The sequence below is a fragment of the Streptomyces sp. NPDC050738 genome (genome assembly GCF_040654175.1).
Taxonomy (GTDB): Bacteria; Actinomycetota; Actinomycetes; order Streptomycetales; family Streptomycetaceae; genus Streptomyces.
Window position 1 is genome coordinate 14,957 of the sequence record NZ_JBFAHN010000004.1, and the last position, 20,518, is coordinate 35,474.

A 20,518-nucleotide genomic window follows, 5' to 3' on the forward strand; every position below is an offset into this window, starting at 1 on the left:
TCATGGGGCCGCCGCCCCCTTTCGTGCGCTCAGAGCGCTGCGAGGAAGGCGGTCACCGCTGCTGCGAACCCCTCCGGGTCCTGGGCGTGGGCGAAGTGGTCGCCGTCCAGCTGGACTGTGGTGGTGTGCGGGCGGCGCTCCGTCATCTGCTGGGCCAACTCGGTTGTGATCACCTGGCTCTTGGTGCCGTGGATGAAGAGTGCGGGGCAGGTCGAGCCCGTCCAGTCCGCCCAGTGGTCGCCGTGGACGAGGGTCTCGGAGTCGATCGTGTCCTGCGGGTGGAAGGGGAGGCGCCAGCCGCCGTCCGGGGTGGGGCGCAGGGAGGTGGCGATCATCGGGCCGACGGGGCCCGTGGCGGCGATCAGCTCTTCGCGGGTGGGGGCCGTGTAGGGGAAACCGGCGACGAAGGAGAGCCCGCTCGGGCCTTCGGGGAGTGCGGCCGGGCCTTCGATGTTGATGATCGCGGAGACCAAGCGGGGGTGCTGCGCTGCGAGTTGGTAGGCGTTGATGCCGCCGAGGGAGTGGCCGAGCGCGACTGTGGAGTCCAGACCCAGGTGGGCGAGGAGCGCGACGAGGTCGTCGATGTAGCCCTGGCGGCTGTAGTCGGCCGCCCGGTCGGAGTCGCCGTGGCCGCGCTGGTCGGGGGCGATGACCCGCCATTCGTCGCCCAGTTGGGCGGCGAGTCCGGCGAAGGCGGCGCCTTCGGAGATGTGCCCGTGGAGCGCGAGGAGCGGGCGGCCGGTGGCCGGGCCGAAGTCCAGGTAGGAGATGCGGCGACCGTCGATGGTCAGTTCGTTGCGCTGCTGTGTTGAGGTCATGGCATGACTGTACGACCGTATAGGACGGTTGTGCAATACGGTTGTACAGATTTCTTGGTCAGGCGGTTTCCTGCGGGGGCGGGGTGGGGGCGCCGGGGATACGGATGCGGGCCTCGGTGCCGGTCCCTTGGGCGGGGTGCAACTGGATCTCGCCGCCTGCTTGCTGCACCGTGCGGGCCACGATCGACAGGCCGAGGCCTGAACCGGGCAGAGCGCGCGCCGACGATGAACGCCAGAAGCGTTCGAAGACGTGGGGGAGGTCTTCGGGCGGGATGCCGGGGCCGTGGTCGCGGACCGTCAACTCGCCGTCGGTGAGGGTGACTTCGACGGTGCCCTGGGGCGGACTGAACTTCACGGCGTTGTCCAGGACGTTGACGATGGCCCGCTCCAGGGCGGCGGGCTCGGCCCGTACGTACCAAGGGGTGATCGTCTCGCTGAACGTCAGCTCGGGGCCGCGCAGGCGGGCGCGTTCCAGGGCGGAGGCGGCGATGTCGTGCAGGGCGACGACCTGGAGGGGGCCGCCGATGGCCGCGTCGGGGCGGGAGAGCTCCTGCAAGTCGCCGATGAGGGCGGCCAGTTCGGTCATCTGGGCCTTGACGGAGGCCATCAGGGCCTTGCGATCGGCCGGGGGGATCGCGCGGCCGGTCTCCTCGCTGCGGGCGAGCAGCTCGACGTTCGTACGGAGGGAGGTGAGCGGGGTCCGGAGTTCGTGGCCGGCGTCGGCGATGAGCTGGGCCTGGCGGTCGCGGGATTCGCCGAGGGCGGAGGTCATGGAGTTGAAGGACATCGAGAGGCGTGCGATCTCGTCGTCGCCTTCTACGGGGATCTGGAGGGTGAGGTCCTCGGTACGGGCCACGTGCTCGACGGCGTCGGCCAGGCGGTCCACCGGCTTGAGCCCGGCGCGGGCGATCCATAGGCCTGCCGCACCTGCGCCTATGACGCCGATGCCGGAGACGCCGAGGAGGAGGAGCGCGAGTTCGTTGAGGGTGCTTTGGGTGTCCTTGAGCGGGAGGCCGATCATCAGCGCGGTGTCCGGGTACACCGACGAGCCGTGATTCGTGACGATCGGGGCGGTGACGACGCGCACCGGATTCCCGTCGGAGTCGGTGCCGTTGCGGTAAGTGGCCTCGGCGGGATTCGGTTTCTTCGCCACGTCCGTGTCGCTGGAGCTGATCGTGATGACGCCTGCCGACTGGTCGCCGAGGCACACAGTGCCATTGCCCTGGATCAGCTGGAGGTAGTAGGCGGACGGGCGGCCGTTCAGGCCATCGGAGGCGGTCGGCGCCTGTGTGCACTGGCTCAACGTGAATGCCACCTGTGCGGCGGGCACAGGCTGCTTCGCCTGGGCCGTGAGCTTCGCGTCGATCTCGTCGTACAGCTTCCCCTGCACCAGAAACCAGCAGATCACCGAAACCACAGCCACCGCGAACGCCACCGCCGCAGCCGTGAGCAGCGCCAGCCGCGACCGAAGCGGAAGCCGCCGGAAGCGCAGAAGCGGACGGGGCCGCTTCACTCCGCCCCACCCGTCCGCAGCGCATACCCCACGCCCCGCACCGTGTGCACGAGCCGTGCCTCGCCGTCCGCCTCCGTCTTCCTCCGCAGGTACATCACGTACACATCAAGGGAGTTGGAGCTCGGCTCGAAGTCGAACCCCCACACCGCCTTCAGGATCTGCTCCCGCGTCAGCACCTGCCTGGGGTGCGCCAGGAACATCTCCAGGAGCGTGAACTCGGTCCGCGTCAGCTCCACCTTCCGGTCGCCCCGCAGGACCTCGCGTGTCGCCAGGTCCATCCGCAGGTCCGCGAAGGCCAGCACGTTGTCGTCCCCGGTGTCGGCCCCCGCGCTCGTCGCGTACGAGGACCGCCGCAGCAGCGCCCGCACCCGTGCGAACAACTCGTCCAGCTCGAAAGGCTTGACCAGGTAGTCGTCGGCGCCCGCGTCGAGCCCCGTCACGCGGTCGCCCACCGTGTCCCGGGCCGTCAGCATCAGGATCGGGGTCGTGGAGCCCGAGGCGCGGAGCCTGCGCGCCGCCGTCATGCCGTCCATCCGGGGCATCTGGATGTCCAGGACGATCAGCTCGGGGGCGTACGTCTCCGCCTTGGTCAGCGCGTCCAGGCCGTCGACGGCGACCTCCGTCGCGTATCCCTCGAAGGCGAGGCTGCGCTGCAGCGCCTCGCGTACGGCGGGCTCGTCGTCGACGATGAGGATGCGCTGCGGCTCGCGGCCGTCTTCGGCGGGGCTCATGGCTCGTGGTCCTCGGGGTGGGAGGGGCGGATCGGGGCTGGGTTCAGCCTCGCACGGTGAGTGCGCGGCGGCGTGCGGCTCGCTTGGCTGCCGTTGTCGGTGCCGCCGCTGCTGCGGTACGGACCTCGGGGGCGCGCCCCGGCGTACGGTCCGCGGCGTCCTGCGCGAGGGCGAAGGGCAGGCCCAGACCGGCCGGGTCCTGCCAGGAGACGGCGGTGAGCAGGGCGTGCCGTGCGCGGTTGACGGTGATCTTCATGGGGACTCCTCAGGTCGTCAGTTGGACCCGCCGGCGCGCAGCGTGTCCAGGTCGGCCTTGACCGTGTTGATCGGGATCGCGAAGCCCAGGCCGACGCTGCCGGCGCTGGAGCTTGACGTAGAACTGTCCGAACTGGCCGAGTACATCGCGGAGTTGATGCCGATGATCTCGCCGTTCATGTTGATCAGGGCGCCACCGGAGTTGCCGGGGTTGAGGGAGGCGTCCGTCTGGATCGCCTTGTACGTCGTCGTGGAGCCGCCGGTGGAGCCGTTGAAGTCCTGGCCGCCGTAGGAGAACGGCCACTGTCCGTTGCCCCCACCGCTTCCGCCGCTGCCGCCCTGCGCCTGGCTCTCGTCCGTCGAGACCGTGACATCGCGGTTGAGCGCGGAGACGATGCCGCTGGTGACACTGCCGCTCAGGCCCTCGGGCGAGCCGATCGCCACGACCTGGTCGCCGACCGCGATCTTGCTGGAGTCGCCGAGCGAGGCCGCCTTCAGGCCGCTCGCGTTCTCCAGCTTGATGAGCGCCAGGTCCTTCTTGGCGTCGGTGCCCACGACCTTGGCCGTGTACGTCTTCCCGTCGTTCAGCGTGACCTTGATGGACGAGGCCCCGGAGACGACGTGGTTGTTGGTGACGATCTCGCCGTCACTCGTGATGATCACGCCGGAACCGGTCGAGGAACCGGACGTCGAGGTCGCGCCGATCTCGACGATGCTGGGGGAGACCGCCGCGGCGACGCCCGAGACCGTGCCCTTGCTGCTGGAGGCGACCGTCGTGCCGTTGACCGTGCTCGACGAGCCGGAGGAGCCGTTCGTGAGGTTCTCGGCGACGGCCGCCGTACCGCCGCCGACGACCGCCGCGATGATCGCGACCGCCGCGAGGAGCGCGATGGGCCGCTTGGCGCGCTTGGGCTTGTCAGCGGCGGGCTCTTCGGCAGTGGGGGTGGGCCAGGACTCGCCCGCGATGACGGAGGCGGGCGGACCGGCGGGCGGCGGCGGCCAGCCACCGGCGGCCTGGGTCTGCGGGGCCTCGGGCTGCGGGCCCTGGGGCTGCGCGGCGTAGGACTGCGCGGCCGGGATCGGCGCGGTGTACGCGTCCGCCTCGTGCGCATCACGGTGGAGGTCGTCCTTGGCGCGCTGCCAGGAGTCGTCGGCGTAAGGCTGCTGCTCGCGGTTGTCGGTCATGGATATGAGCTTGGGCACCCACCATGAGAGATTCCTGAGTGCCCGCTGAGAAGCCCGACAGAACCCCGTATGCCCGATATAAAGCCGACCGTCGCGCGGACCGGCGGACTACTCGCAGCCGCAGGACCGGCGGATCACCAGCGCCGACGGGAACTGCTTCAGCCGCTCCCGCCGCGAACCCGCCACCCTCAGCGCATCGTCCAGTACGAGATCGACCGCCGCCCGCGCCATCGCGGGCCGGTCCGAAGAAATCGTTGTCAGCGGCGGGTCCGTGAGCGCCGCTTCCTTCACGTCGTCGAAGCCGGCCACGGCCAGCTCGCCGGGTACGTCGATACGGAGCTCGCGCGCGGCCCGCAGCAGACCGATCGCCTGGTCGTCCGTGGAGCAGAAGATCGCCGGCGGCCGGTTCGGGCCCGCGAGCAGCTCCAGGCTGACCTTGTACGCGTCGTAGCGGTTGTACGGAGCTTCGAAGAGCCGACCCTCCGTCGAGCGGCCCGACTCCTGCATCGCCCGGCGCCAGCCCTCGACGTGGTCGGCGACCGGGTCGCCGACGGACGGGGTGTTCTCGATGCCGCCGAGGCAGGCCACGTACTCATGGCCGTGTTCGAGGAGGTGACGGGTGGCGAGCTGGGCGCCGCCGATGTCGTCCGTGACGACCGCGACGTCGTCGATCGCCTCGGGGCGCTCGTGCAGCAGCACGACCCGCGCGTCCCAGGCCTCGATCTCCGAGGCGGCGCGCTCGCTCATGCCCATGGAGACCAGGATCAGCCCGGAGACGCGCATGCCCAGGAAGGCACGGAGGTAGTGGACCTCGCGCTCGTCGCGGTAGTCGGAGTTCCCGACGAGGACCATCTTTCCGCGTTCGGCCGCGGCCTGTTCGACCGCGTGCGTCATCTCCGCGAAGAACGGCTGCCGCGCGTCCGGAACGATCATGCCTATCAGGTCGGTCCGCCGCGAGGCCATGGCCTGGGCGACCCGGTCGGGCCGGTACCCCAGCTCCTTGATGGCTGCGAGTACCCGCTCGCGCGTGGCCGGGGCGACCGGCCTCGGTCCGTTGTTGATGACATAGCTGACGACGGCGGTGGAAGTACCCGCCAGTCGCGCTACATCGTCCCTCGTCACCTTGGCCACGCGCGGCAGTCTACGCGGATGGAATTACCTTTTGGCAGGTCGTACGGAAGGTTCCTGTGAGGCCGCCGTGACGGGCTCGGGAAGCGCCGCGTGGTCCACCGCGTGGTCCTCGTCGCGCGGTGCCGGTGCGGCCGCCTTCGCCTTCGCCGCGTCCGCCGCCCGCTCGACCTTCTCGGGCGTCACGAAGCGGTAGCCGACGTTACGGACCGTGCCGATCAGCGACTCGTGCTCGGGGCCGAGCTTGGCGCGCAGCCGCCGTACATGGACGTCGACCGTGCGCGTACCGCCGAAGTAGTCGTAGCCCCACACCTCCTGGAGCAGCTGGGCGCGGGTGAAGACCCGGCCGGGGTGCTGCGCCAGGTACTTCAGCAGCTCGAACTCCTTGAAGGTCAGGTCCAGGACCCGGCCCTTGAGCTTGGCGCTGTACGTCGCCTCGTCCACCGAGAGGTCACCGTTGCGGATCTCCATGGGGGAGTCGTCGGCGGTGATCTGCTGGCGGCCGGTCGCGAGCCGCAGCCGCGCCTCGACCTCGGCGGGACCCGCGGTGTCGAGCAGTACGTCGTCGATGCCCCAGTCGGCGGTGACGGCCGCGAGGCCGCCCTCGGTGACGACGAGGATCAGCGGGCAGCCGGGGCCCGTGGAGCGGAGCAGCTGACAGAGGCTGCGGACCTGCGGGAGGTCGCGGCGACCGTCGATCAGGATGACGTCGGCACCTGGGGTGTCGACGAGAGCGGGGCCTTCGGCGGGGGCGACCCGCACGCTGTGCAGCAGAAGGCCGAGGGCGGGGAGCACCTCCGTCGACGGCTGAAGGGCATTCGTCAGGAGCAGCAGAGAACTCATCGCGCCCCACCTGCCGTGGTCGTCGTCTTCGGTTCGTGCACGGTTTGCTCGCCCATTACGTCGGTTCCTCCTCGGTCCCTGCGAGGACGTATTGCGGCACTGCTTTCGTACGGGTACTGCGGTCCTGCGGCGGCTCTCGCGCCCTGAGAGCCTTTGTTCACCTGCTCGTAACAACGAGCAGGAAACACAAAAGGACCCGGGGGCTTCGCTGCCCAGGTCCTCTTCCCAGCAGAATAGCCCACATGAGTTCGGCGGCAGATACCCCTTTGAGCAGTGAATTTGTTTCCTTGGTCACGCCGGGGGCCCGTCGTGCGGCGCTCCTGGCGGAGGACGGCGTCCGGATCGAGGCGGTGTACGAGCCGTGTACGGCAGATGACACGGACACCGCGATCGTCATCGCGCACGGCTTCACGGGCTCCGTCGAGAGGCCCGCGCTGCGCCGGGCCGCGGAAGTGTTTGCGCAGTACGCGGCCGTGATCACCTTCTCCTTCCGCGGGCACGGCGGATCGGGCGGACGCTCCACCGTGGGCGACCGCGAGGTGCTCGATCTGGCCGCCGCGGTGGGGTGGGCGAAGTCGCTCGGGTACGGGCGGGTGGTGACCGTGGGCTTCTCCATGGGCGGCTCCGTCGTGCTCCGGCACGCCGCGCTGCACGGGGGGCGCACGGGGGCACGGATCGACGCCGTCGTGTCCGTGAGCGCCCCCGCCCGCTGGTACTACCGCGGTACGGCACCGATGCGGCGCCTGCACTGGGTGGTGACACGGCCGCTGGGGCGGCTGGTGGGGCGGTTCGGATTCCGTACGCGGATCCACCCCGAGGACTGGGACCCGGTGCCGCTGTCGCCCGTCGAGGCGGTCCCGCTGATCGCTCCGACGCCGCTGCTCATCGTGCACGGGGACCGGGACCCGTACTTCCCCATGGACCATCCGCGGATGCTCGCGGACGCGGGACCCGCCGAGCTCTGGGTCGAGCACGGCATGGGGCACGCGGAGAACGCGGCGGACGAGGCGCTGCTGCGGCGCATCGCGGCGTGGCTCGGAGAGCAGTAGCGGCATCATGGGGGGCGGCGCGACGCCGATCGACGAAGCAGATGCAAGGAGTACCTATGGCAGCGGGGACCATCCGCTACTGGGCCGCGGCGAAGGCGGCGGCAGGGATTGCCGAGGAGCCGTACGCCGCGGGGACCCTCGCCGAGGCGCTCGACGCGGCACGCGCGCGCCACTCGGGCGAGCTCGGGCGCGTACTGCTGCGGTGTTCGTTTCTCGTTGACGGAGATCCCGTCGGAAAGCGCGGGCATGAGACCGTACGGCTTGCCGAGGGCGGCACGGTCGAGGTGCTCCCGCCGTTCGCAGGAGGGTGACCACCGCACATGAGTGACCAGTACCAGCAGTATCCGTACGGGCAGGAACCGCAGCCGCACCAGCAGCCGCCGCAGCAGCACGAGCCGCAGCAGCCGTACACCCAGACGTGGGAGAGCCAGACCTGGGACACCCAGTACCAGCCGCAGGCGGCGTACGACCAGCAGCCGCAGGCCGGGTACCCCCAGGCCGGGTACGAGCAGGCCGGATACCCGCAGGCCGAGTACCCGCAGCAGGCGCACACCGACCTCGACACCGCCTACCTGCCGCCGCAGTCCTACCCGCTGCCCCCCGAGGCCCCGGCGCCCGTCCAGCCCCAGCAGGCCCAGGCCCAGGCACAGGCGCAGCCTCCCTACGAGCCGCCGGCCGGCCCCGCGTCCGGCTACAGCGCCCCCACCACCACCGGCAACCAGCGGATCACCGACGCCCAGCGCGCCCGCGCCGAAGGCCGCTCGCCGATCATCGCGCCCGGCATGCAGCCCGCGGGGCTGACCGCCGTCCTCGCGGTGCTGATCGCCGCGGCCGCCGCGATCGGGCGGCCCGCGATCGTCGTGCCGCTGGTCGCGCTGCAGGCCGTCACCGCCGCGGGCTGGTTCAGGCTCAACGGCATGTGGCCGGCCCGCCAGGGCATCGCGCTCGCCTTCGCGGGCGGCATCGTCGCCGATGCGGCGCTGCTCGCGGCCGGTGCCGAGAACGGTCCCGCCGCGATCATCGGGACGCTCGGCGTCTGGGTCCTGCTCACGGTCGTCGTCCAGCTCCGCAGCCACGCGGGCGCCGACGAGCGCATGCAGGGGCTGATGGCGACCGTGGCCTCGTCCGCGCTCGCCATCCTCGCGGCCGGCTTCCTCGCCGCTCCCACCGAGGCGGTGACGGTCGGCGCGATCGCCGTCGCGGTGGCCGCCGTGGCGCGTGCGCTGCCGCTGCCGGGCATCGCCTCCGTCGTCGTGGCGCTGGCCGCCTCGGCGGGTGCGGGGATTGCCGCGGGCTCCATGACGGACATCGGATCGTCGGGTGCGCTGCTCGGACTCGCGGCCGGTGGCTGTGCGCTGATCGGGCTGCGCGTCGCGTCGTACGACTACCCGTCCCGGTTCGTCCACATGACGGCCGGAGTGGCCCTGCCGCTGACGGCCGCAGCGCCTGCGATCTATCTCATCGGCCGCGTTGTGGGCGGATAGCGCAGCTATCGTCTGCCCATGCGCGGACTGCGAATATTCCTCATCATCGTGGTGGTCCTCGGCGGCATTTTCGTCGCCGTGGACCGCATCGCGGTGAATGTCGCCGAGAACAAGGCGGCCGAAAAGATCAAGTCGAGCCAGGGGCTGAACTCCACCCCTGACGTCTCGATCAAGGGCTTCCCCTTCCTGACCCAGGTGCTCGGTTCCGAGCTCGACGAGGTCGATGTGAAGCTCAGCGGGATCACCGCCTCGGCCGAGGGCCGCTCGGTCCAGCTCACCGAGGTCAGGGCCGAGCTGATGAACGTGAAGATCGACAGCAGCTTCTCCTCGGCGGTCGCCGCGAGCGCGACGGGATCGGCGCGCATCTCGTACGCGGACCTCACCAAGTCGGCGCCCAAGGGCGCGACCGTGAGCTACGCGGGCGCCGAGCGGGCCGCCAAGGGCCAGGTGAAGGTGACGGGCAGCATCTCCGACCTGCTGGCCGGGTCCGGGGTCTCCGTCCCCGAGTCGCTCAAGGCGCTGCCCCCGCTCACGACGTACAGCACGGTGAAGCTCGAAGGCGGCGACCACGTCAAGCTGCACGCGGACGCGCTCCCCGCGCTGGTGGAAAGCCGGCTGCGCAAGGTCGTCGACTACGACCTGAAGCTCGACGGGCTGCCGTCCAGCATCAAGCTCGACAGGACGACGGCCGTCGAGGACGGCATCGAGTTCTCCGGGACGGGGACGGACGTCTCGCTCGCCGGATAGTGAGACGAAGGTGTCCGGTCCGCAGATGGCGGGCAGGAAACGAGCAGTGACGAAGGGGTCCGGCAGCCGCCGGACCCCTTTCGCGTCTCACATTGCGGACGATCGCGTCCCGACATATGAAACGCCGGTGACATGTCCGCCTGTACATCCCTACGATCGGATACATGAAGCGACAGGCGGATCTCACGAAGCGGCGGGCAGTAGACCTGTGCCGCGTCGCCGCCATGCTCTGTCGCACTTTCTGAGCGGGACCTCTCTCTCCCCTCATCCCGGGCCCTTTTCGACCCCTTTTCGCCAGGTGGTCGGGGCCGCCCCCGGCGCCGTACGCCGCCTCCCCGCGTACCCGTACGCCGCCACCAGCACCACACCGCCGCAGACTGCCCCGGAGGAGAAACACATGAGCCGCACGGACGTCCTGGTAGACGCAGACTGGGTCGAGGCCCACATCGAGGACCCGAAGGTCGCCATCGTCGAGGTCGACGAGGACACCGCCGCGTACGAGAAGAACCACATCAAGAACGCGATCCGGATCGACTGGACCAAGGACCTCCAGGACCCGGTCCGCCGCGACTTCATCGACCAGGCCGGCTTCGAGGAGCTGCTGTCGAAGAAGGGCATCGGCAACGACACGACGGTCGTGCTCTACGGCGGCAACAACAACTGGTTCGCCTCGTACGCCTTCTGGTACTTCAAGCTCTACGGCCACCAGGACGTGAAGCTCCTCGACGGCGGCCGCAAGAAGTGGGAGCTCGACTCCCGCGACCTCGTCGACGGCGACCAGATCCCCTCCCGCCCGGCCACCTCCTACAAGGCCCAGCCGCAGGACGAGTCGATCCGCGCCTACCGCGACGACGTCGTGGCCGCGATCGGCACCAAGAACCTGGTCGACGTGCGCAGCCCCGACGAGTTCAGCGGCAAGCTGCTCGCCCCGGCGCACCTCCCGCAGGAGCAGTCGCAGCGCCCCGGCCACGTGCCGAGCGCCCGCAACATCCCGTGGTCGAAGAACGCCAACGACGACGGCACCTTCAAGTCGGACGACGAGCTCAAGGCCCTCTACGAGGACGAGCAGGTCGACCTGGCGAAGGACACCATCGCGTACTGCCGCATCGGTGAGCGCTCGGCCCTGACGTGGTTCGTGCTGCACCAGCTGCTCGGCCAGACCAACGTCAAGAACTACGACGGCTCGTGGACCGAGTACGGCTCCCTCGTCGGCGTGCCGATCGAGCTCGGCGCCAACAAGTAATCCCAACCGACCTTTCCTATCTAGGAGTTCAGCCATGTGTGGAGCGAAGGCCGGCGGCCCCGATGCCTCGACGATCAAGCCCGGTGAGACCACGATCCAGGGCAGCGTGACCAAGGACGGCGAGCCCGTCACCGGCTACGTGCGCCTCCTGGACTCGACCGGCGAGTTCACCGCAGAGGTCCCGACCTCGGCGACCGGACAGTTCCGCTTCTACGCGGCCGAGGGCACGTGGACGCTGCGCGCCCTGGTCCCCGGCGGCACGGCGGACCGTACGGTCGTCGCGCAGACCGGCGGTCTGGCAGAGGTAGCGATCGCCGTGTGACCGCACTCTTCATGAACCGGCCGAAGGGCCGCACCCCAGGGGGTTGGACGCTTACCTGGACCGGGTGCGGCCCTTCGGTCGTACGCTGGAGGTATGTACGCGCGACGGCGCCGTGGTTACTTCCTGCTCATGGGCGGATGCCTGGTCCTCTTCGTCTCCGCCTGGGCTTTCGTGCGGCTCTGGTCGGTTCCCGCGGCGGTCGCCATGTGCGTCGTCGCCATGGTCATCCCGCCCGTCGCGGCGATGGTCGGCAACCGCCGCGGGCCCGACGACCGGTGGTGGGACGACCCCTCGGGGGACCGGAAGTCCGACGACTGGTGGGACGAGCTGGACGGCAAGAAGCGGCGGGATCAGCGGGACCCGCGGGATCAGTAGACGAGCGCCTGGACGCCGTCCGCCATGATCTCCTGCACGAAGACCTGCGCGCCCGCGATCCGTACGCCCTCGACGACGTCCTTCTCGGTGATCTCCCGACGCGTCGCGCACTGCGTGCACAGGGTGATCCGCCCGGCCGCCAGGATCGAATCGATCAGGTCGGGCAGCGGGGCCGCGTGCGGGAGTTCGAACTCCGCCGCCCGGCCCGGCAGCGCGAACCACGAGGACTCGCCGGTCAGCCAGAGCGAGACCTCGACCCCGCTGGCCACCGCGACGGCCGCCACGGTGAAGGCCTGCGAGCACCGTTCGGGTGCGTCGGCGCCGGCGGTCACCTTGATCACGAGCTTCTTCGCTGTCATATGCCGAACTGTAATAGTCGGCGGTACAACCCTGTTCTCCCATGGTGGGTCTGGTGTGTGCGCGGGTAACGGAACTCGCGCCTCAGGTCTCGTGGGGGGACCCCATTGGAAGCGCCAGAAGAGTTGCAAACGGTTCCTGACGTGCAGGAACCGGATAAAAAGCCGCGCCGTCGCGGTCGTACGACACTGATCGTCGCGGCCGCCGCAGTGCTGGGAATCGTCGCGGGGACCGCCGTCGGCTACAAGATCCAGGCCGACCGCTCGCCGACCCCGCTGCCGGTGCTGGCCCAGGAAGGCCTGACGTACCCGGCCAAGGCTCTCCCGAAGGGGAAGGAGCCGGTGGCGCTGTCCGCCAAGGAGGACAGTCTCGTACGGACCGACGGCGATCTGCGGAAGCTGCTGATCCCGAAGCCGGGGGGCGCGAAGGTCTCGTACAAGCCGGTCTTCCAGAGTGGCGCGATGCCGCACGACAACTGGATGACTCCGGCGGACTACGCGCGCGAATTCAAGGACGAGGCCTACCTGTTCACCTCGAACTCCGAGGACGACATCCGCCGCATCGCTGCCGCGGACTGGACACAGGGGGAGTACAAGGACATCGCGGTCCGGCTGGTGCAGTTCCGCAGCGGCAGCGACCGGGCCGCCGAGGTCTTCTCCGCCGACCAGCAGGGCTACATGTCCGACTCCAAGGGTGGTGCGGGCTACGACGGTGATGCGGTCAAGGGCAGCGGCAACGCCCTCTACTTCGTCTATCCGGTCGAGAACAAGGCCGGCTATCTGCCGTTGTACGAGGCGCGGGCGACCGGTTACCGCGGTGATGTCATGTTCGACATCCACATCTTCGACACACACAAGATCAGCAAGAGCGACATCCGGACGCTCGCCGAGCGGCAGTTGGGGCGCCTGTGAGCAACGAAGAAGAAGTAGAGGCAAAGGCAGAGGCAGAGGTACAGGCCGATGCACCGGCACCGGCACCGGCACCGGAGCCCGAGCCGGCACCCGCGCCCGAGCCGGAGCCGGAGCCCGAGCCCGAGCCCGAGCTCGAAGTTCTGGGGACCCCCCAGGCTCCGAAGCCGCCGTCCCGCGCCCTGCGCATCGCGGCAGCCGTCCTGCCCGCCGTCCTCGTCCTGGGCGCAGTGGTCGGCGGTCTCGTCTACACCAAGTCCACCGTGGACAACGCCGACACGACCGCTCCCACCCACGTCTGGGGCAAGGACCCCAAGCCGGCGAAGGACCCGGCGGCGGGCCTCGACACCGGCCGTCACGACACCGCGCTCAGCAAGCTGATGCTGCCCGTGCCGACCGGCTACCGGCTCGGCCCCGACATCCAGGAGTTCGGCAACGACTCCGAGGTGAGCGGTGCCCAGGCCGTCGCCCTGATGAAGGCCGAAGGCAAGGGGCTGGCGGGCAAGCAGCGGCGTGCCTGGGAGAAGCGGGTCGACAAGATCGGTCCGAAGGGGGTCGCGTACCGCTCGTACACCAGCGGTGCCAACAATCTCGACATCGAGATGCAGATCAGCCAGATGAAGGACAAGAAGTCGGTCGCCGAGACCTACCGGTTCCGCAAGGAGCTCTTCGACGCCATCGACATCTTCCGGGCCGGGCCGAAGATCAAGGGTCATGCGCGCGCCGCCTGCTATCTGGCGCCCAATGACAAGAAGAGCAAGCTCGACGAGATGTTCTGCACGGCCTACGACGACGGTGTGCTGGTCTCCATGCACGCCTACGGCACCAAGCCGTTCGAGAAGTCCGATGTCGCGGATCTGCTGAAGAAGCAGCTGGACCACATTTCGTCCCCGGGGGAGTACGTATGACCGAGCCCGCAGTCTCCCCGCCCCCGGCGATCTCGGAGGTCGTCGAGGAGAACGTGTTCACGGCCCCGCCGCTCCCGCCTGCCGCACCCCGCCGGCCCTGGAAGGACCGTACGGCGCTGCGTGCCGCGGCCCGCTGGACCCTCGCCGTGCTCGTCTGCGGCGGGCTCGGGACCGGCACGGCGTACGGCATCACCGGGATGACCCGGACCGACGTGCCGGGCCTCGCCACACAGGACGACGGCCGCTGGACGTACCCGAAGCTGTCGCTGCCCGCGCTGCCTGCCGACGCCCCGCGCCCGTTCACCGACGGCAACGCCGGCGAGGTCCACCACGCCGACCTGCGCAAGCTCCTGCTGCCCGCCCCCGAGGGCGCGACGCAGGACAAGACGCTGAACGGCGGCTGGGTGAGCACCGACCGCTACACCGCGGAGTACGCCAAGAGCGCGCGGTCCGCGCTCAAGCAGGAGCTCGCGGATGCGTCCGTACGGCACATCGCGGCACGCGGCTGGACGATGCCCGACGGCACCACGACCCGCATCTACCTGGTGCAGTTCAAGTCGACGGCGTTCGCCCAGGCGTTCAAGGACGACACCGTGAGCATCGGCTACGACGGCGGCACGCCGCTCGTCGAGGCGCCCACGGCCAGGATCGACGACACCTGGTCCAGCAACGGGTCGGTGGAGAACAACACGACGTACGTCTACGCCGAGGCCGCACCCTATGGCGCCCAGCAGGTCCGCCAGGCCTACGTCCTGTCCGGCGACACCGTGGCGCTGATCTTCCACTCCCGCAAGGGAACGGTGCCGAAGGTCCCCTTCCACCAGACGGTGATCCTCCAGGACCAGCTGCTCGGCTGAGTGCGGCACACCTCACCGAGAGGGCCGGGCCCCAGCCCGATAAGCTGGGGCCCGGCCCTACCTGCCCACCCCGCTCATACAAGGAGCACCCCGTGCTTGAGATCTTCTTCGAAACCCTGCTGGTCCTGGTCTGCGTAGGCGTTCTCGCCTTCGCCGGTCTGACCGTGAAGAAGCTCTACCAGGGTCAGCGCTAGCCTCTCCGCCTCCCCGCCTTCCCCTCACAGATCGTCTGAGCTGAGCCACCCATGATCCAGATTCCCTCGGACCTGAACCCGAGCCTCGTCCCGCTCGTCTTCCTCCTCGGTACCTGGGAGGGCGCGGGCGTCGCCGACTTCCCCGGCGAGGAGAAGTGCAACTTCGGGCAGTCCGTCACCTTCTCGCACGACGGCCGGGACTTCCTCGAGTACGTCTCCCACTCGTGGGTGCTCGACGCCGAGGGCAACAAGGTCAGGCCGCTGGAGACCGAGTCCGGCTACTGGCGCGTCGACGCCGACCGCAAGGTCGAGGTCGTCATGGTCCGTGACCAGGGCGTCGTCGAGATCTGGTACGGCGATCTCGGTGCCCAGAAGCCGCAGATCGACCTGGTCACGGATGCCGTGGCCCGGACGGCGGCCTCGGGTCCGTACAGCGGTGGAAAGCGCCTCTACGGCTATGTGAACAGCGACCTGATGTGGGTCGGCGAGAAGGCCACCCCCGACGTGGAGCTGCGTCCGTACATGTCGGGGCACCTGAAGAAGGTCGTCACCCCCGAGGAGGTCGCGGAGATGGCGCGCAACCTCGGTGATCTCCCCGACGACGGGATCGCCTTCTTCAAGTAGGCAAGCCGGGATTCCACCGGGCCCTCCTACACTGGGGGGCGTGGTGAGCACCGACTGGCAGAGCGACCTCCGCAGGCGCGGATACCGGCTGACCCCTCAGCGGCAGCTGGTCCTGGAGGCTGTGGACGTACTGGAGCATGCGTCGCCCGACGAGATCCTCACCCAGGTGCGGAAGACGGCGGGCGGCGTCAACATCTCGACCGTGTACCGGACGCTGGAGCTCCTGGAAGAGCTTGAGCTGGTCTCGCACGCGCATCTGGGGCACGGGGCGCCGACGTACCACCTGGCGGACCGGCACCACCACATCCACCTGGTCTGCCGTGACTGCACGAACGTCATCGAGGCGGATGTGGACGTGGCCGCGGATTTCACGGCGAAGCTGCGCGAGACGTTCGGCTTCGAGACGGACATGAAGCACTTCGCGATCTTCGGGCGCTGCCAGAACTGCTCGGTGAAGGCTTCGGACGCCGAGTCGTAGGCTGGGGGATATGAAGAGCCCTCTGCTGTCCCTGCCCGGTGCCGTCCCCGCCGAAGGCCGCGACGAAGGTGTCGCCGCGCACTACGGCGACCTGTTCCGGGAGCAACGCGAGCTGGCGGCGGGCCGTGGGTTCGTCGATCTTTCGCAGCGCGCCGTCATCTCGGTCAGCGGTCCCGACCGGCTGAGCTGGCTGCATGTCCTGCTCACCCAGCATGTGAGCGAGCTGCCCGCCGGGCAGGCGACCGAAGCGCTGATCCTCACCGCCAACGGGCACATCGAGCACGCGCTCTATCTCGTCGACGACGGTGAGACGGTCTGGGCGCACGTCGAGCCGGGGACGCAGGACGACCTTCTCTCGTACCTGGAGAAGATGAAGTTCTACAACCGGGTCGAAGTCGCCGACAGGACAGCGGAGTTCGCGGTCGTCCACCTGCCGGCCGGGTCCATCGCCGAGGTGCCGGACGGTGTGGTCGTACGGGAGACGGCGCACGGGCGCGATCTCTTCCTGCCGCGCGCCGATCTTGAGTCGTACGCGGAGAAGAACGGCCCCGCCGCCGGGCTCCTCGCGTACGAGGCTCTGCGCATCGAGGGCCACCGGCCGCGCCTGGGCCTGGAGACCGACCACCGGACCATCCCGCACGAGCTGGGCTGGATCGGCTCCGCCGTCCATCTGCAGAAGGGCTGCTACCGGGGGCAGGAGACGGTCGCCCGTGTCCACAACCTGGGGAAGCCGCCTCGGCGGCTGGTCTTCCTGCACCTCGACGGGAGCGAGGTGCTGCTGCCCGGGCACGGGACGCCGCTGCGGCTGGCCGCCGACGGTGAGGACGGGCGGCAGCTCGGCTTCATCACGTCCTCGGCACGCCACCACGAGCTGGGGCCGATCGCGCTCGCGCTGGTGAAGCGCAATGTGCCGGTGGACGCGGAGCTGATGGCGGGGGACACGGCGGCGCAGCAGGAGGTCGTGGTCGAGCCGTGAGGCTGCTTGAGCCGCTTGGCTTCTAGAGCTCCAACTGCACTGTGAACGGGCCGTTGTTGGTGAGCGAGACGCGCATGTCCGCCCCGAAGCGGCCCGTTTCCACGTGTGCGCCCAGGGCGCGCAGCCGAGCCACCACCTCGTCGACCAGGGGCTCGGCGAGGTCGCCGGGGGCGGCGGCGTTCCAGGTGGGGCGGCGGCCCTTGCGGGCGTCTCCGTAGAGCGTGAACTGGGAAATCACCAGCAAGGGGGCATTCGTATCGGAGCAGGACTTTTCGCCCTCCAGGATGCGAACCGACCAGAGTTTGCGGGCGAGCTGCGCCGCTTTCTCCGCGGTGTCCCCGTGGGTAATTCCCACAAGTACACACAAACCCTCACCAACGATCTCGCCCACCGTCTCGCCTGCGACGACGACCTTCGCACCGTCCACCCTCTGCACCACTGCACGCATACGGATCAGGCTATCTGGGGCTGAACGGGTGCAGACCGCCTGCATGGGCACTGTCTTGAGTGGCACCATGCACACAGGCGGTGCGGGCAGCACCGGTCGAGGGGACGGAACACGCACATGAGTACACCTGGCGCCGGGCTGCCGTCCGGTCCCGTATCGATGACACGCGTCTCTTTCGCGCGCACGCCCGTGCAGCGCAGCGGAGAGGCCCCCCTTCCCGCCGCTCCGGACCACGACATCGCCGCGCTGCGGCTGCCGGAGCTGCGGACGCTGCGCAGGGACGCACAGAGCGACGAGGCCGATCTCAGCTACGTACGGCGGATGCTGCACGGCCGGATCGACATCCTGCGGGCCGAGCTCGCGCGCCGCCTCGCCCCGGAGACCCCGGTCGTCGACCGGCTCTCCGAGATCCTGGCCGACGCCCCGTCCTCGCACCGGTCGTCCGCCCGGCACGTGACGCTCTCGACGCCGCGCAGCGAGGAGTACCGGACGCTGGCCGCGGACATGCTCGCGGAGGTCGAGCTGTCGGACCTCGACGCCCGGACGGACGAAGAGCTGCACACCGGAATGGGGCGGCTGATCCGCTACGAACAGCAGGTTTCGCGCCGCCGCCACCTCCTCCAGCGGACCGCGGACGATTGCAGCGCGGAGATCGCCCGCAGGTACCGTGACGGGGAAGCGCAAGTAGACGACCTGCTCACCTGAGGCGATCCCTTCCAGGGTCCGGGCAGGCACCCTGCCCGGAAGGCCCGTCACACCATGAGCACCTCCACCACCTCCCCGATAGCCCCGGCTCCGGCCCCCGTACTCGCCGAAGTCGTGCGGTCCGGTTTCGTCGAGGGCCGCCATCGGGGGTCGCTGGTGGTGCTCGCGGCCGACGGGAGTGTGGAGTACGCGCTGGGGGATCCGCGGGTGCCGATCTTCCCGCGCTCCTGCAACAAGCCGATGCAGGCCGCCGCGATCCTGCGCGCGGGGCTGCAGCTGTCGGGCGAGCGGCTGGCGCTCGCCGCCGCGAGCCACTCGGGGGAGGGCTTCCACCTCGACCTCGTACGGAAAATGCTCGCCGAGCACGGGCTGACCGAGGCCGACCTGCAGTGCCCCGCCGACCTGCCGCTCGACCCGGTCGAGGCGGAGGCCTATCTGGCGTCGGGGCAGGTGCGCGGGCGGGTGGCCATGAACTGCTCGGGCAAGCACACGGCGATGGTGGCGGTCTGCGCGCTGAACGGCTGGGACACGGCTTCCTATCTGGACCCCGGGCACCCGCTGCAACAGCTGGTCCTCGAGGTCGTCGAGGAGGCGGCCGGCGAGCGGGTGACCGCCGTCGGCACGGACGGGTGCGGGGCGCCGCTGATGGCGATCAGCCTGGTGGGTCTGGCCCGGGCCTTCCGGTCCTTCGTGCTGGCCCCCGAGGGGTCCGCGGAGCGGCGGGTCGCGGATGCGATGCGGGCGTACCCGGAGTACGTGGCCGGGACCCGGCGCCCCGACACCTGGCTGATGCGCGGGGCGCCCGGGGTCCTGTCGAAGATGGGCGCCGAGGCGGTCCAGGCGGTGGCGCTGCCGGACGGGCGGGCGCTGGCGTTCAAGGTGGACGACGGGGGGACGCGGGTGCTCGGTCCTGTGCTGTCGCGCGTGCTCGGCGGGATGGGTATCGGGGCTGACGTGCTCGCCAGGGTGGGCGAGGCGCCGCTGCTGGGCGGCTCCGCCAGGGTCGGGGAGATACGGGCCGCTTTCTGAGCCCCCCCGCCGGGGCTTCCGGGGCGCTGCCCCGGCCGAAATCCCCGTGCGGGTCGCGCCTCGTCGCGCCTAGCGTGGGCGCATGACCGACCTGACCGTCCGTACGATCGCCGAGGCCGAGGCCGCCGACTGGCGCCGCGCCCTGAACACCGGATTCCTCCGGCAGCCACACCCCAGCGACGAAGAGGTCGCGAACTTCCTCGCGCACGCCGACCTCACCCGTACCCAGGGCGCCTTCGACGGCTCCCGCTGCGTCGCGACCTTCCGTTCCTTCGCCCAGGAGATCACCGTCCCCGGCGGTGCGTCGCTGCCCGCCGACGCCATCACCAATGTGAGCGTCTCGCCCACCCACCGCCGCCGCGGCCTGCTCAGCCGGATGATGGCGACGGACCTGGCTGCGGCCAGGGAGCGCGGGGAGGTGCTCGCGACGCTGATCGCGGCCGAGTATCCGATCTACGGGCGGTACGGCTTCGGGCCCGCCGCCCACACCACCCAGTGGACCGTCGACGTACCGCGCGCCGGGATCGACCCGCGCTGGTCGGGGCCCGACGACGGGGGCCGGATCGATCTGGTGGACGCCGCGGACGTCCGCAAGGTGGGCCCCGAACTCTACGAGCACGTACGGCAGTCGACGCCCGGCGCGGTCAGCAGGGACGAGCGGTGGTGGATGCTCAACACCGGGCAGCTGCAGACCCCCGCGCACCCCTGGAAGGAGCCGTTCTACGCGATCCACCGCTCCGCCTCCGGCGAGGTCGAAGGGCTCCTCGCGTACACGGCCGACGACATCTGGGGCGACGCCAAGCAGCCGTTGAACACGGCGACCGTGCTGGGGCTGATCGCGGTGACGCCGGCCGCCGAGCGGGCGCTGTGGACCTATCTCTGCTCGGTCGACTGGATCACGTCGGTCAAGTCCGGGGACCGGGCCCCGGACGACCTGCTGCCGCTGCTGCTGCCCGACCCGCGCGCGGCGCGGATCACCACGCAGGCGGACTTCCTTTGGGTGCGGGTGCTGGATGTCGTACGGGCGCTGGAGGCCCGTACGTACACCGTGTCCGCCTCCCTCGTCCTTGAGGTGACGGATGGGGACGGCCTGTCCGCGGGCCGGTACCGGCTCGACGCGTCGCCCGACGGCGCGGCGTGCGCACCGTCGTCCGAGTCGCCCGATGTCACGCTGGACGTGAGGGAGTTGGGGGCGCTGTATCTGGGCGACGAGTCGGCGGTCCGGCTGGCGGCTCTGGGCCGGATCGGGGAGGGGACGGCGGGGGCCGTCCTGACCCTGGAGGCGCTGTTCCGTACGGCCGCGAGGCCTTGGTGCCCTGACGTGTTCTAGCCGGTGCGTCG

At 70.0% G+C, this 20,518-nt stretch carries 26 protein-coding genes; 17 read left to right on the forward strand and 9 right to left on the reverse strand.

Annotated elements, in window-relative coordinates; translation table 11 throughout:
* Window positions 1–29: 29 nt before the first annotated feature.
* From AB0H78_RS11605 to AB0H78_RS11635, 7 genes are all read right to left on the reverse strand, one after another.
* Window positions 30–818, reverse strand: coding sequence for an alpha/beta hydrolase (locus AB0H78_RS11605; protein WP_363234143.1), 789 nt, complete (start codon window positions 816–818; stop codon window positions 30–32).
* Between the two features lie 58 nt (window positions 819–876).
* On the reverse strand, window positions 877–2,331 hold the full coding sequence (locus AB0H78_RS11610; protein ID WP_363234144.1) for a HAMP domain-containing sensor histidine kinase: 1,455 nt from the start codon (window positions 2,329–2,331) through the stop codon (window positions 877–879).
* Window positions 2,328–3,062, reverse strand: a complete 735-nt coding sequence (locus AB0H78_RS11615) for a response regulator transcription factor (protein ID WP_363234145.1) — start codon at window positions 3,060–3,062, stop codon at window positions 2,328–2,330. The genes AB0H78_RS11610 and AB0H78_RS11615 overlap by 4 nt, the downstream gene beginning before the upstream one ends.
* 43 nt (window positions 3,063–3,105) lie before the next feature.
* Window positions 3,106–3,318, reverse strand: a complete 213-nt coding sequence (locus AB0H78_RS11620; RefSeq protein WP_363234146.1) for a hypothetical protein — start codon at window positions 3,316–3,318, stop codon at window positions 3,106–3,108.
* Window positions 3,319–3,335: 17 nt separating this feature from the next.
* On the reverse strand, window positions 3,336–4,502 hold the full coding sequence (locus tag AB0H78_RS11625; RefSeq protein ID WP_363234147.1) for a trypsin-like peptidase domain-containing protein: 1,167 nt from the start codon (window positions 4,500–4,502) through the stop codon (window positions 3,336–3,338).
* 108 nt (window positions 4,503–4,610) lie between these two features.
* A complete protein-coding gene (locus tag AB0H78_RS11630) occupies window positions 4,611–5,633 on the reverse strand; it encodes a LacI family DNA-binding transcriptional regulator (RefSeq protein ID WP_363234148.1) in 1,023 nt (340 codons plus the stop codon).
* A 24-nt stretch (window positions 5,634–5,657) separates the two neighbouring features.
* On the reverse strand, window positions 5,658–6,473 hold the full coding sequence (locus AB0H78_RS11635) for a response regulator transcription factor (RefSeq protein WP_363234149.1): 816 nt from the start codon (window positions 6,471–6,473) through the stop codon (window positions 5,658–5,660).
* A gap of 242 nt (window positions 6,474–6,715) precedes the next feature.
* On the opposite strand from AB0H78_RS11635, the gene AB0H78_RS11640 reads away from it, so the two are divergent.
* The 8 genes from AB0H78_RS11640 to AB0H78_RS11675 all read left to right on the forward strand — a co-directional run bounded on the left by AB0H78_RS11640 (window position 6,716) and on the right by AB0H78_RS11675 (window position 11,693).
* Complete coding sequence (locus AB0H78_RS11640) at window positions 6,716–7,522, forward strand: alpha/beta fold hydrolase (protein WP_363234150.1); 807 nt, start codon at window positions 6,716–6,718, stop codon at window positions 7,520–7,522.
* A 56-nt stretch (window positions 7,523–7,578) separates the two neighbouring features.
* A complete protein-coding gene (locus AB0H78_RS11645) occupies window positions 7,579–7,833 on the forward strand; it encodes a MoaD/ThiS family protein (protein WP_363234151.1) in 255 nt (84 codons plus the stop codon).
* Window positions 7,834–7,842: 9 nt separating this feature from the next.
* Window positions 7,843–9,006: a hypothetical protein gene (locus AB0H78_RS11650; RefSeq protein WP_363234152.1), complete on the forward strand. Its 1,164-nt coding sequence runs from the start codon at window positions 7,843–7,845 to the stop codon at window positions 9,004–9,006.
* 18 nt (window positions 9,007–9,024) lie between these two features.
* Entirely contained in the window at window positions 9,025–9,753 is a 729-nt protein-coding gene (locus AB0H78_RS11655) for a DUF2993 domain-containing protein (protein ID WP_363234153.1), read from the forward strand.
* A 164-nt stretch (window positions 9,754–9,917) separates the two neighbouring features.
* The gene (locus tag AB0H78_RS11660; protein WP_350310325.1) at window positions 9,918–9,998 is read left to right on the forward strand and encodes a putative leader peptide; all 81 of its coding nucleotides are present in this window, start codon (window positions 9,918–9,920) and stop codon (window positions 9,996–9,998) included.
* Window positions 9,999–10,150: 152 nt separating this feature from the next.
* Window positions 10,151–10,996, forward strand: coding sequence for a sulfurtransferase (locus AB0H78_RS11665; protein ID WP_363234154.1), 846 nt, complete (start codon window positions 10,151–10,153; stop codon window positions 10,994–10,996).
* Between the two features lie 34 nt (window positions 10,997–11,030).
* Entirely contained in the window at window positions 11,031–11,318 is a 288-nt protein-coding gene (locus AB0H78_RS11670) for a DUF1416 domain-containing protein (RefSeq protein ID WP_206968544.1), read from the forward strand.
* Window positions 11,319–11,411: 93 nt separating this feature from the next.
* Window positions 11,412–11,693, forward strand: coding sequence for a DUF3099 domain-containing protein (locus AB0H78_RS11675; RefSeq protein WP_363234155.1), 282 nt, complete (start codon window positions 11,412–11,414; stop codon window positions 11,691–11,693).
* Here AB0H78_RS11675 and AB0H78_RS11680 read toward each other — a convergent pair.
* The gene (locus AB0H78_RS11680; RefSeq protein WP_363234156.1) at window positions 11,687–12,052 is read right to left on the reverse strand and encodes a DsrE family protein; all 366 of its coding nucleotides are present in this window, start codon (window positions 12,050–12,052) and stop codon (window positions 11,687–11,689) included. The genes AB0H78_RS11675 and AB0H78_RS11680 overlap by 7 nt on opposite strands.
* A 141-nt stretch (window positions 12,053–12,193) precedes the next feature.
* Here AB0H78_RS11680 and AB0H78_RS11685 point away from each other — a divergent pair, with 141 nt between their 5' ends.
* The 6 genes from AB0H78_RS11685 (at window position 12,194) to AB0H78_RS11710 (ending at window position 16,995) form a co-directional block, all read left to right on the forward strand.
* A complete protein-coding gene (locus AB0H78_RS11685) occupies window positions 12,194–12,961 on the forward strand; it encodes a hypothetical protein (RefSeq protein WP_363234157.1) in 768 nt (255 codons plus the stop codon).
* On the forward strand, window positions 12,958–13,866 hold the full coding sequence (locus AB0H78_RS11690; RefSeq protein ID WP_363234158.1) for a hypothetical protein: 909 nt from the start codon (window positions 12,958–12,960) through the stop codon (window positions 13,864–13,866). The genes AB0H78_RS11685 and AB0H78_RS11690 overlap by 4 nt, the downstream gene beginning before the upstream one ends.
* Window positions 13,863–14,723: a hypothetical protein gene (locus tag AB0H78_RS11695; RefSeq protein ID WP_363234159.1), complete on the forward strand. Its 861-nt coding sequence runs from the start codon at window positions 13,863–13,865 to the stop codon at window positions 14,721–14,723. The genes AB0H78_RS11690 and AB0H78_RS11695 overlap by 4 nt, the downstream gene beginning before the upstream one ends.
* 245 nt (window positions 14,724–14,968) lie before the next feature.
* Entirely contained in the window at window positions 14,969–15,541 is a 573-nt protein-coding gene (locus AB0H78_RS11700) for an FABP family protein (RefSeq protein WP_363234160.1), read from the forward strand.
* A gap of 40 nt (window positions 15,542–15,581) precedes the next feature.
* Entirely contained in the window at window positions 15,582–16,019 is a 438-nt protein-coding gene (locus AB0H78_RS11705; RefSeq protein WP_363234161.1) for a transcriptional repressor, read from the forward strand.
* A 10-nt stretch (window positions 16,020–16,029) separates the two neighbouring features.
* Complete coding sequence (locus AB0H78_RS11710; protein ID WP_363234162.1) at window positions 16,030–16,995, forward strand: folate-binding protein; 966 nt, start codon at window positions 16,030–16,032, stop codon at window positions 16,993–16,995.
* A gap of 22 nt (window positions 16,996–17,017) precedes the next feature.
* On the opposite strand, the gene dtd is transcribed toward AB0H78_RS11710, so the two are convergent.
* Window positions 17,018–17,443: a D-aminoacyl-tRNA deacylase gene (gene dtd / locus AB0H78_RS11715; RefSeq protein ID WP_363234163.1), complete on the reverse strand. Its 426-nt coding sequence runs from the start codon at window positions 17,441–17,443 to the stop codon at window positions 17,018–17,020.
* A gap of 117 nt (window positions 17,444–17,560) precedes the next feature.
* Here dtd and AB0H78_RS11720 point away from each other — a divergent pair, with 117 nt between their 5' ends.
* From AB0H78_RS11720 to AB0H78_RS11730, 3 genes are all read left to right on the forward strand, one after another.
* The gene (locus AB0H78_RS11720; protein WP_363234164.1) at window positions 17,561–18,148 is read left to right on the forward strand and encodes an ABC transporter substrate-binding protein; all 588 of its coding nucleotides are present in this window, start codon (window positions 17,561–17,563) and stop codon (window positions 18,146–18,148) included.
* 54 nt (window positions 18,149–18,202) lie between these two features.
* Window positions 18,203–19,177 carry an asparaginase gene (locus tag AB0H78_RS11725; protein WP_363234165.1) on the forward strand — a complete coding sequence of 325 codons (975 nt, stop codon included), beginning with the start codon at window positions 18,203–18,205 and terminating at the stop codon, window positions 19,175–19,177.
* An 82-nt stretch (window positions 19,178–19,259) separates the two neighbouring features.
* Complete coding sequence (locus tag AB0H78_RS11730; RefSeq protein WP_363234166.1) at window positions 19,260–20,507, forward strand: GNAT family N-acetyltransferase; 1,248 nt, start codon at window positions 19,260–19,262, stop codon at window positions 20,505–20,507.
* The last annotated feature ends 11 nt before the right edge of the window (window positions 20,508–20,518 follow it).

Bases quoted from the DNA above. Each gene is read 5' to 3' on its own strand.
- AB0H78_RS11605 (WP_363234143.1), bottom strand. From the start codon at position 818: ATGACCTCAACACAGCAGCGCAACGAACTGACCATCGACGGTCGCCGC.
- AB0H78_RS11615 (WP_363234145.1), bottom strand. From the start codon at position 3,062: ATGAGCCCCGCCGAAGACGGCCGCGAGCCGCAGCGCATCCTCATCGTC.
- AB0H78_RS11620 (WP_363234146.1), bottom strand. From the start codon at position 3,318: ATGAAGATCACCGTCAACCGCGCACGGCACGCCCTGCTCACCGCCGTC.
- AB0H78_RS11625 (WP_363234147.1), bottom strand. From the start codon at position 4,502: ATGACCGACAACCGCGAGCAGCAGCCTTACGCCGACGACTCCTGGCAG.
- AB0H78_RS11635 (WP_363234149.1), bottom strand. From the start codon at position 6,473: ATGAGTTCTCTGCTGCTCCTGACGAATGCCCTTCAGCCGTCGACGGAG.
- AB0H78_RS11640 (WP_363234150.1), top strand. From the start codon at position 6,716: ATGAGTTCGGCGGCAGATACCCCTTTGAGCAGTGAATTTGTTTCCTTG.
- AB0H78_RS11645 (WP_363234151.1), top strand. From the start codon at position 7,579: ATGGCAGCGGGGACCATCCGCTACTGGGCCGCGGCGAAGGCGGCGGCA.
- AB0H78_RS11650 (WP_363234152.1), top strand. From the start codon at position 7,843: ATGAGTGACCAGTACCAGCAGTATCCGTACGGGCAGGAACCGCAGCCG.
- AB0H78_RS11655 (WP_363234153.1), top strand. From the start codon at position 9,025: ATGCGCGGACTGCGAATATTCCTCATCATCGTGGTGGTCCTCGGCGGC.
- AB0H78_RS11660 (WP_350310325.1), top strand. From the start codon at position 9,918: ATGAAGCGACAGGCGGATCTCACGAAGCGGCGGGCAGTAGACCTGTGC.
- AB0H78_RS11665 (WP_363234154.1), top strand. From the start codon at position 10,151: ATGAGCCGCACGGACGTCCTGGTAGACGCAGACTGGGTCGAGGCCCAC.
- AB0H78_RS11670 (WP_206968544.1), top strand. From the start codon at position 11,031: ATGTGTGGAGCGAAGGCCGGCGGCCCCGATGCCTCGACGATCAAGCCC.
- AB0H78_RS11675 (WP_363234155.1), top strand. From the start codon at position 11,412: ATGTACGCGCGACGGCGCCGTGGTTACTTCCTGCTCATGGGCGGATGC.
- AB0H78_RS11680 (WP_363234156.1), bottom strand. From the start codon at position 12,052: ATGACAGCGAAGAAGCTCGTGATCAAGGTGACCGCCGGCGCCGACGCA.
- AB0H78_RS11695 (WP_363234159.1), top strand. From the start codon at position 13,863: ATGACCGAGCCCGCAGTCTCCCCGCCCCCGGCGATCTCGGAGGTCGTC.
- AB0H78_RS11700 (WP_363234160.1), top strand. From the start codon at position 14,969: ATGATCCAGATTCCCTCGGACCTGAACCCGAGCCTCGTCCCGCTCGTC.
- AB0H78_RS11710 (WP_363234162.1), top strand. From the start codon at position 16,030: ATGAAGAGCCCTCTGCTGTCCCTGCCCGGTGCCGTCCCCGCCGAAGGC.
- dtd (WP_363234163.1), bottom strand. From the start codon at position 17,443: ATGCGTGCAGTGGTGCAGAGGGTGGACGGTGCGAAGGTCGTCGTCGCA.
- AB0H78_RS11720 (WP_363234164.1), top strand. From the start codon at position 17,561: ATGAGTACACCTGGCGCCGGGCTGCCGTCCGGTCCCGTATCGATGACA.
- AB0H78_RS11725 (WP_363234165.1), top strand. From the start codon at position 18,203: ATGAGCACCTCCACCACCTCCCCGATAGCCCCGGCTCCGGCCCCCGTA.
- AB0H78_RS11730 (WP_363234166.1), top strand. From the start codon at position 19,260: ATGACCGACCTGACCGTCCGTACGATCGCCGAGGCCGAGGCCGCCGAC.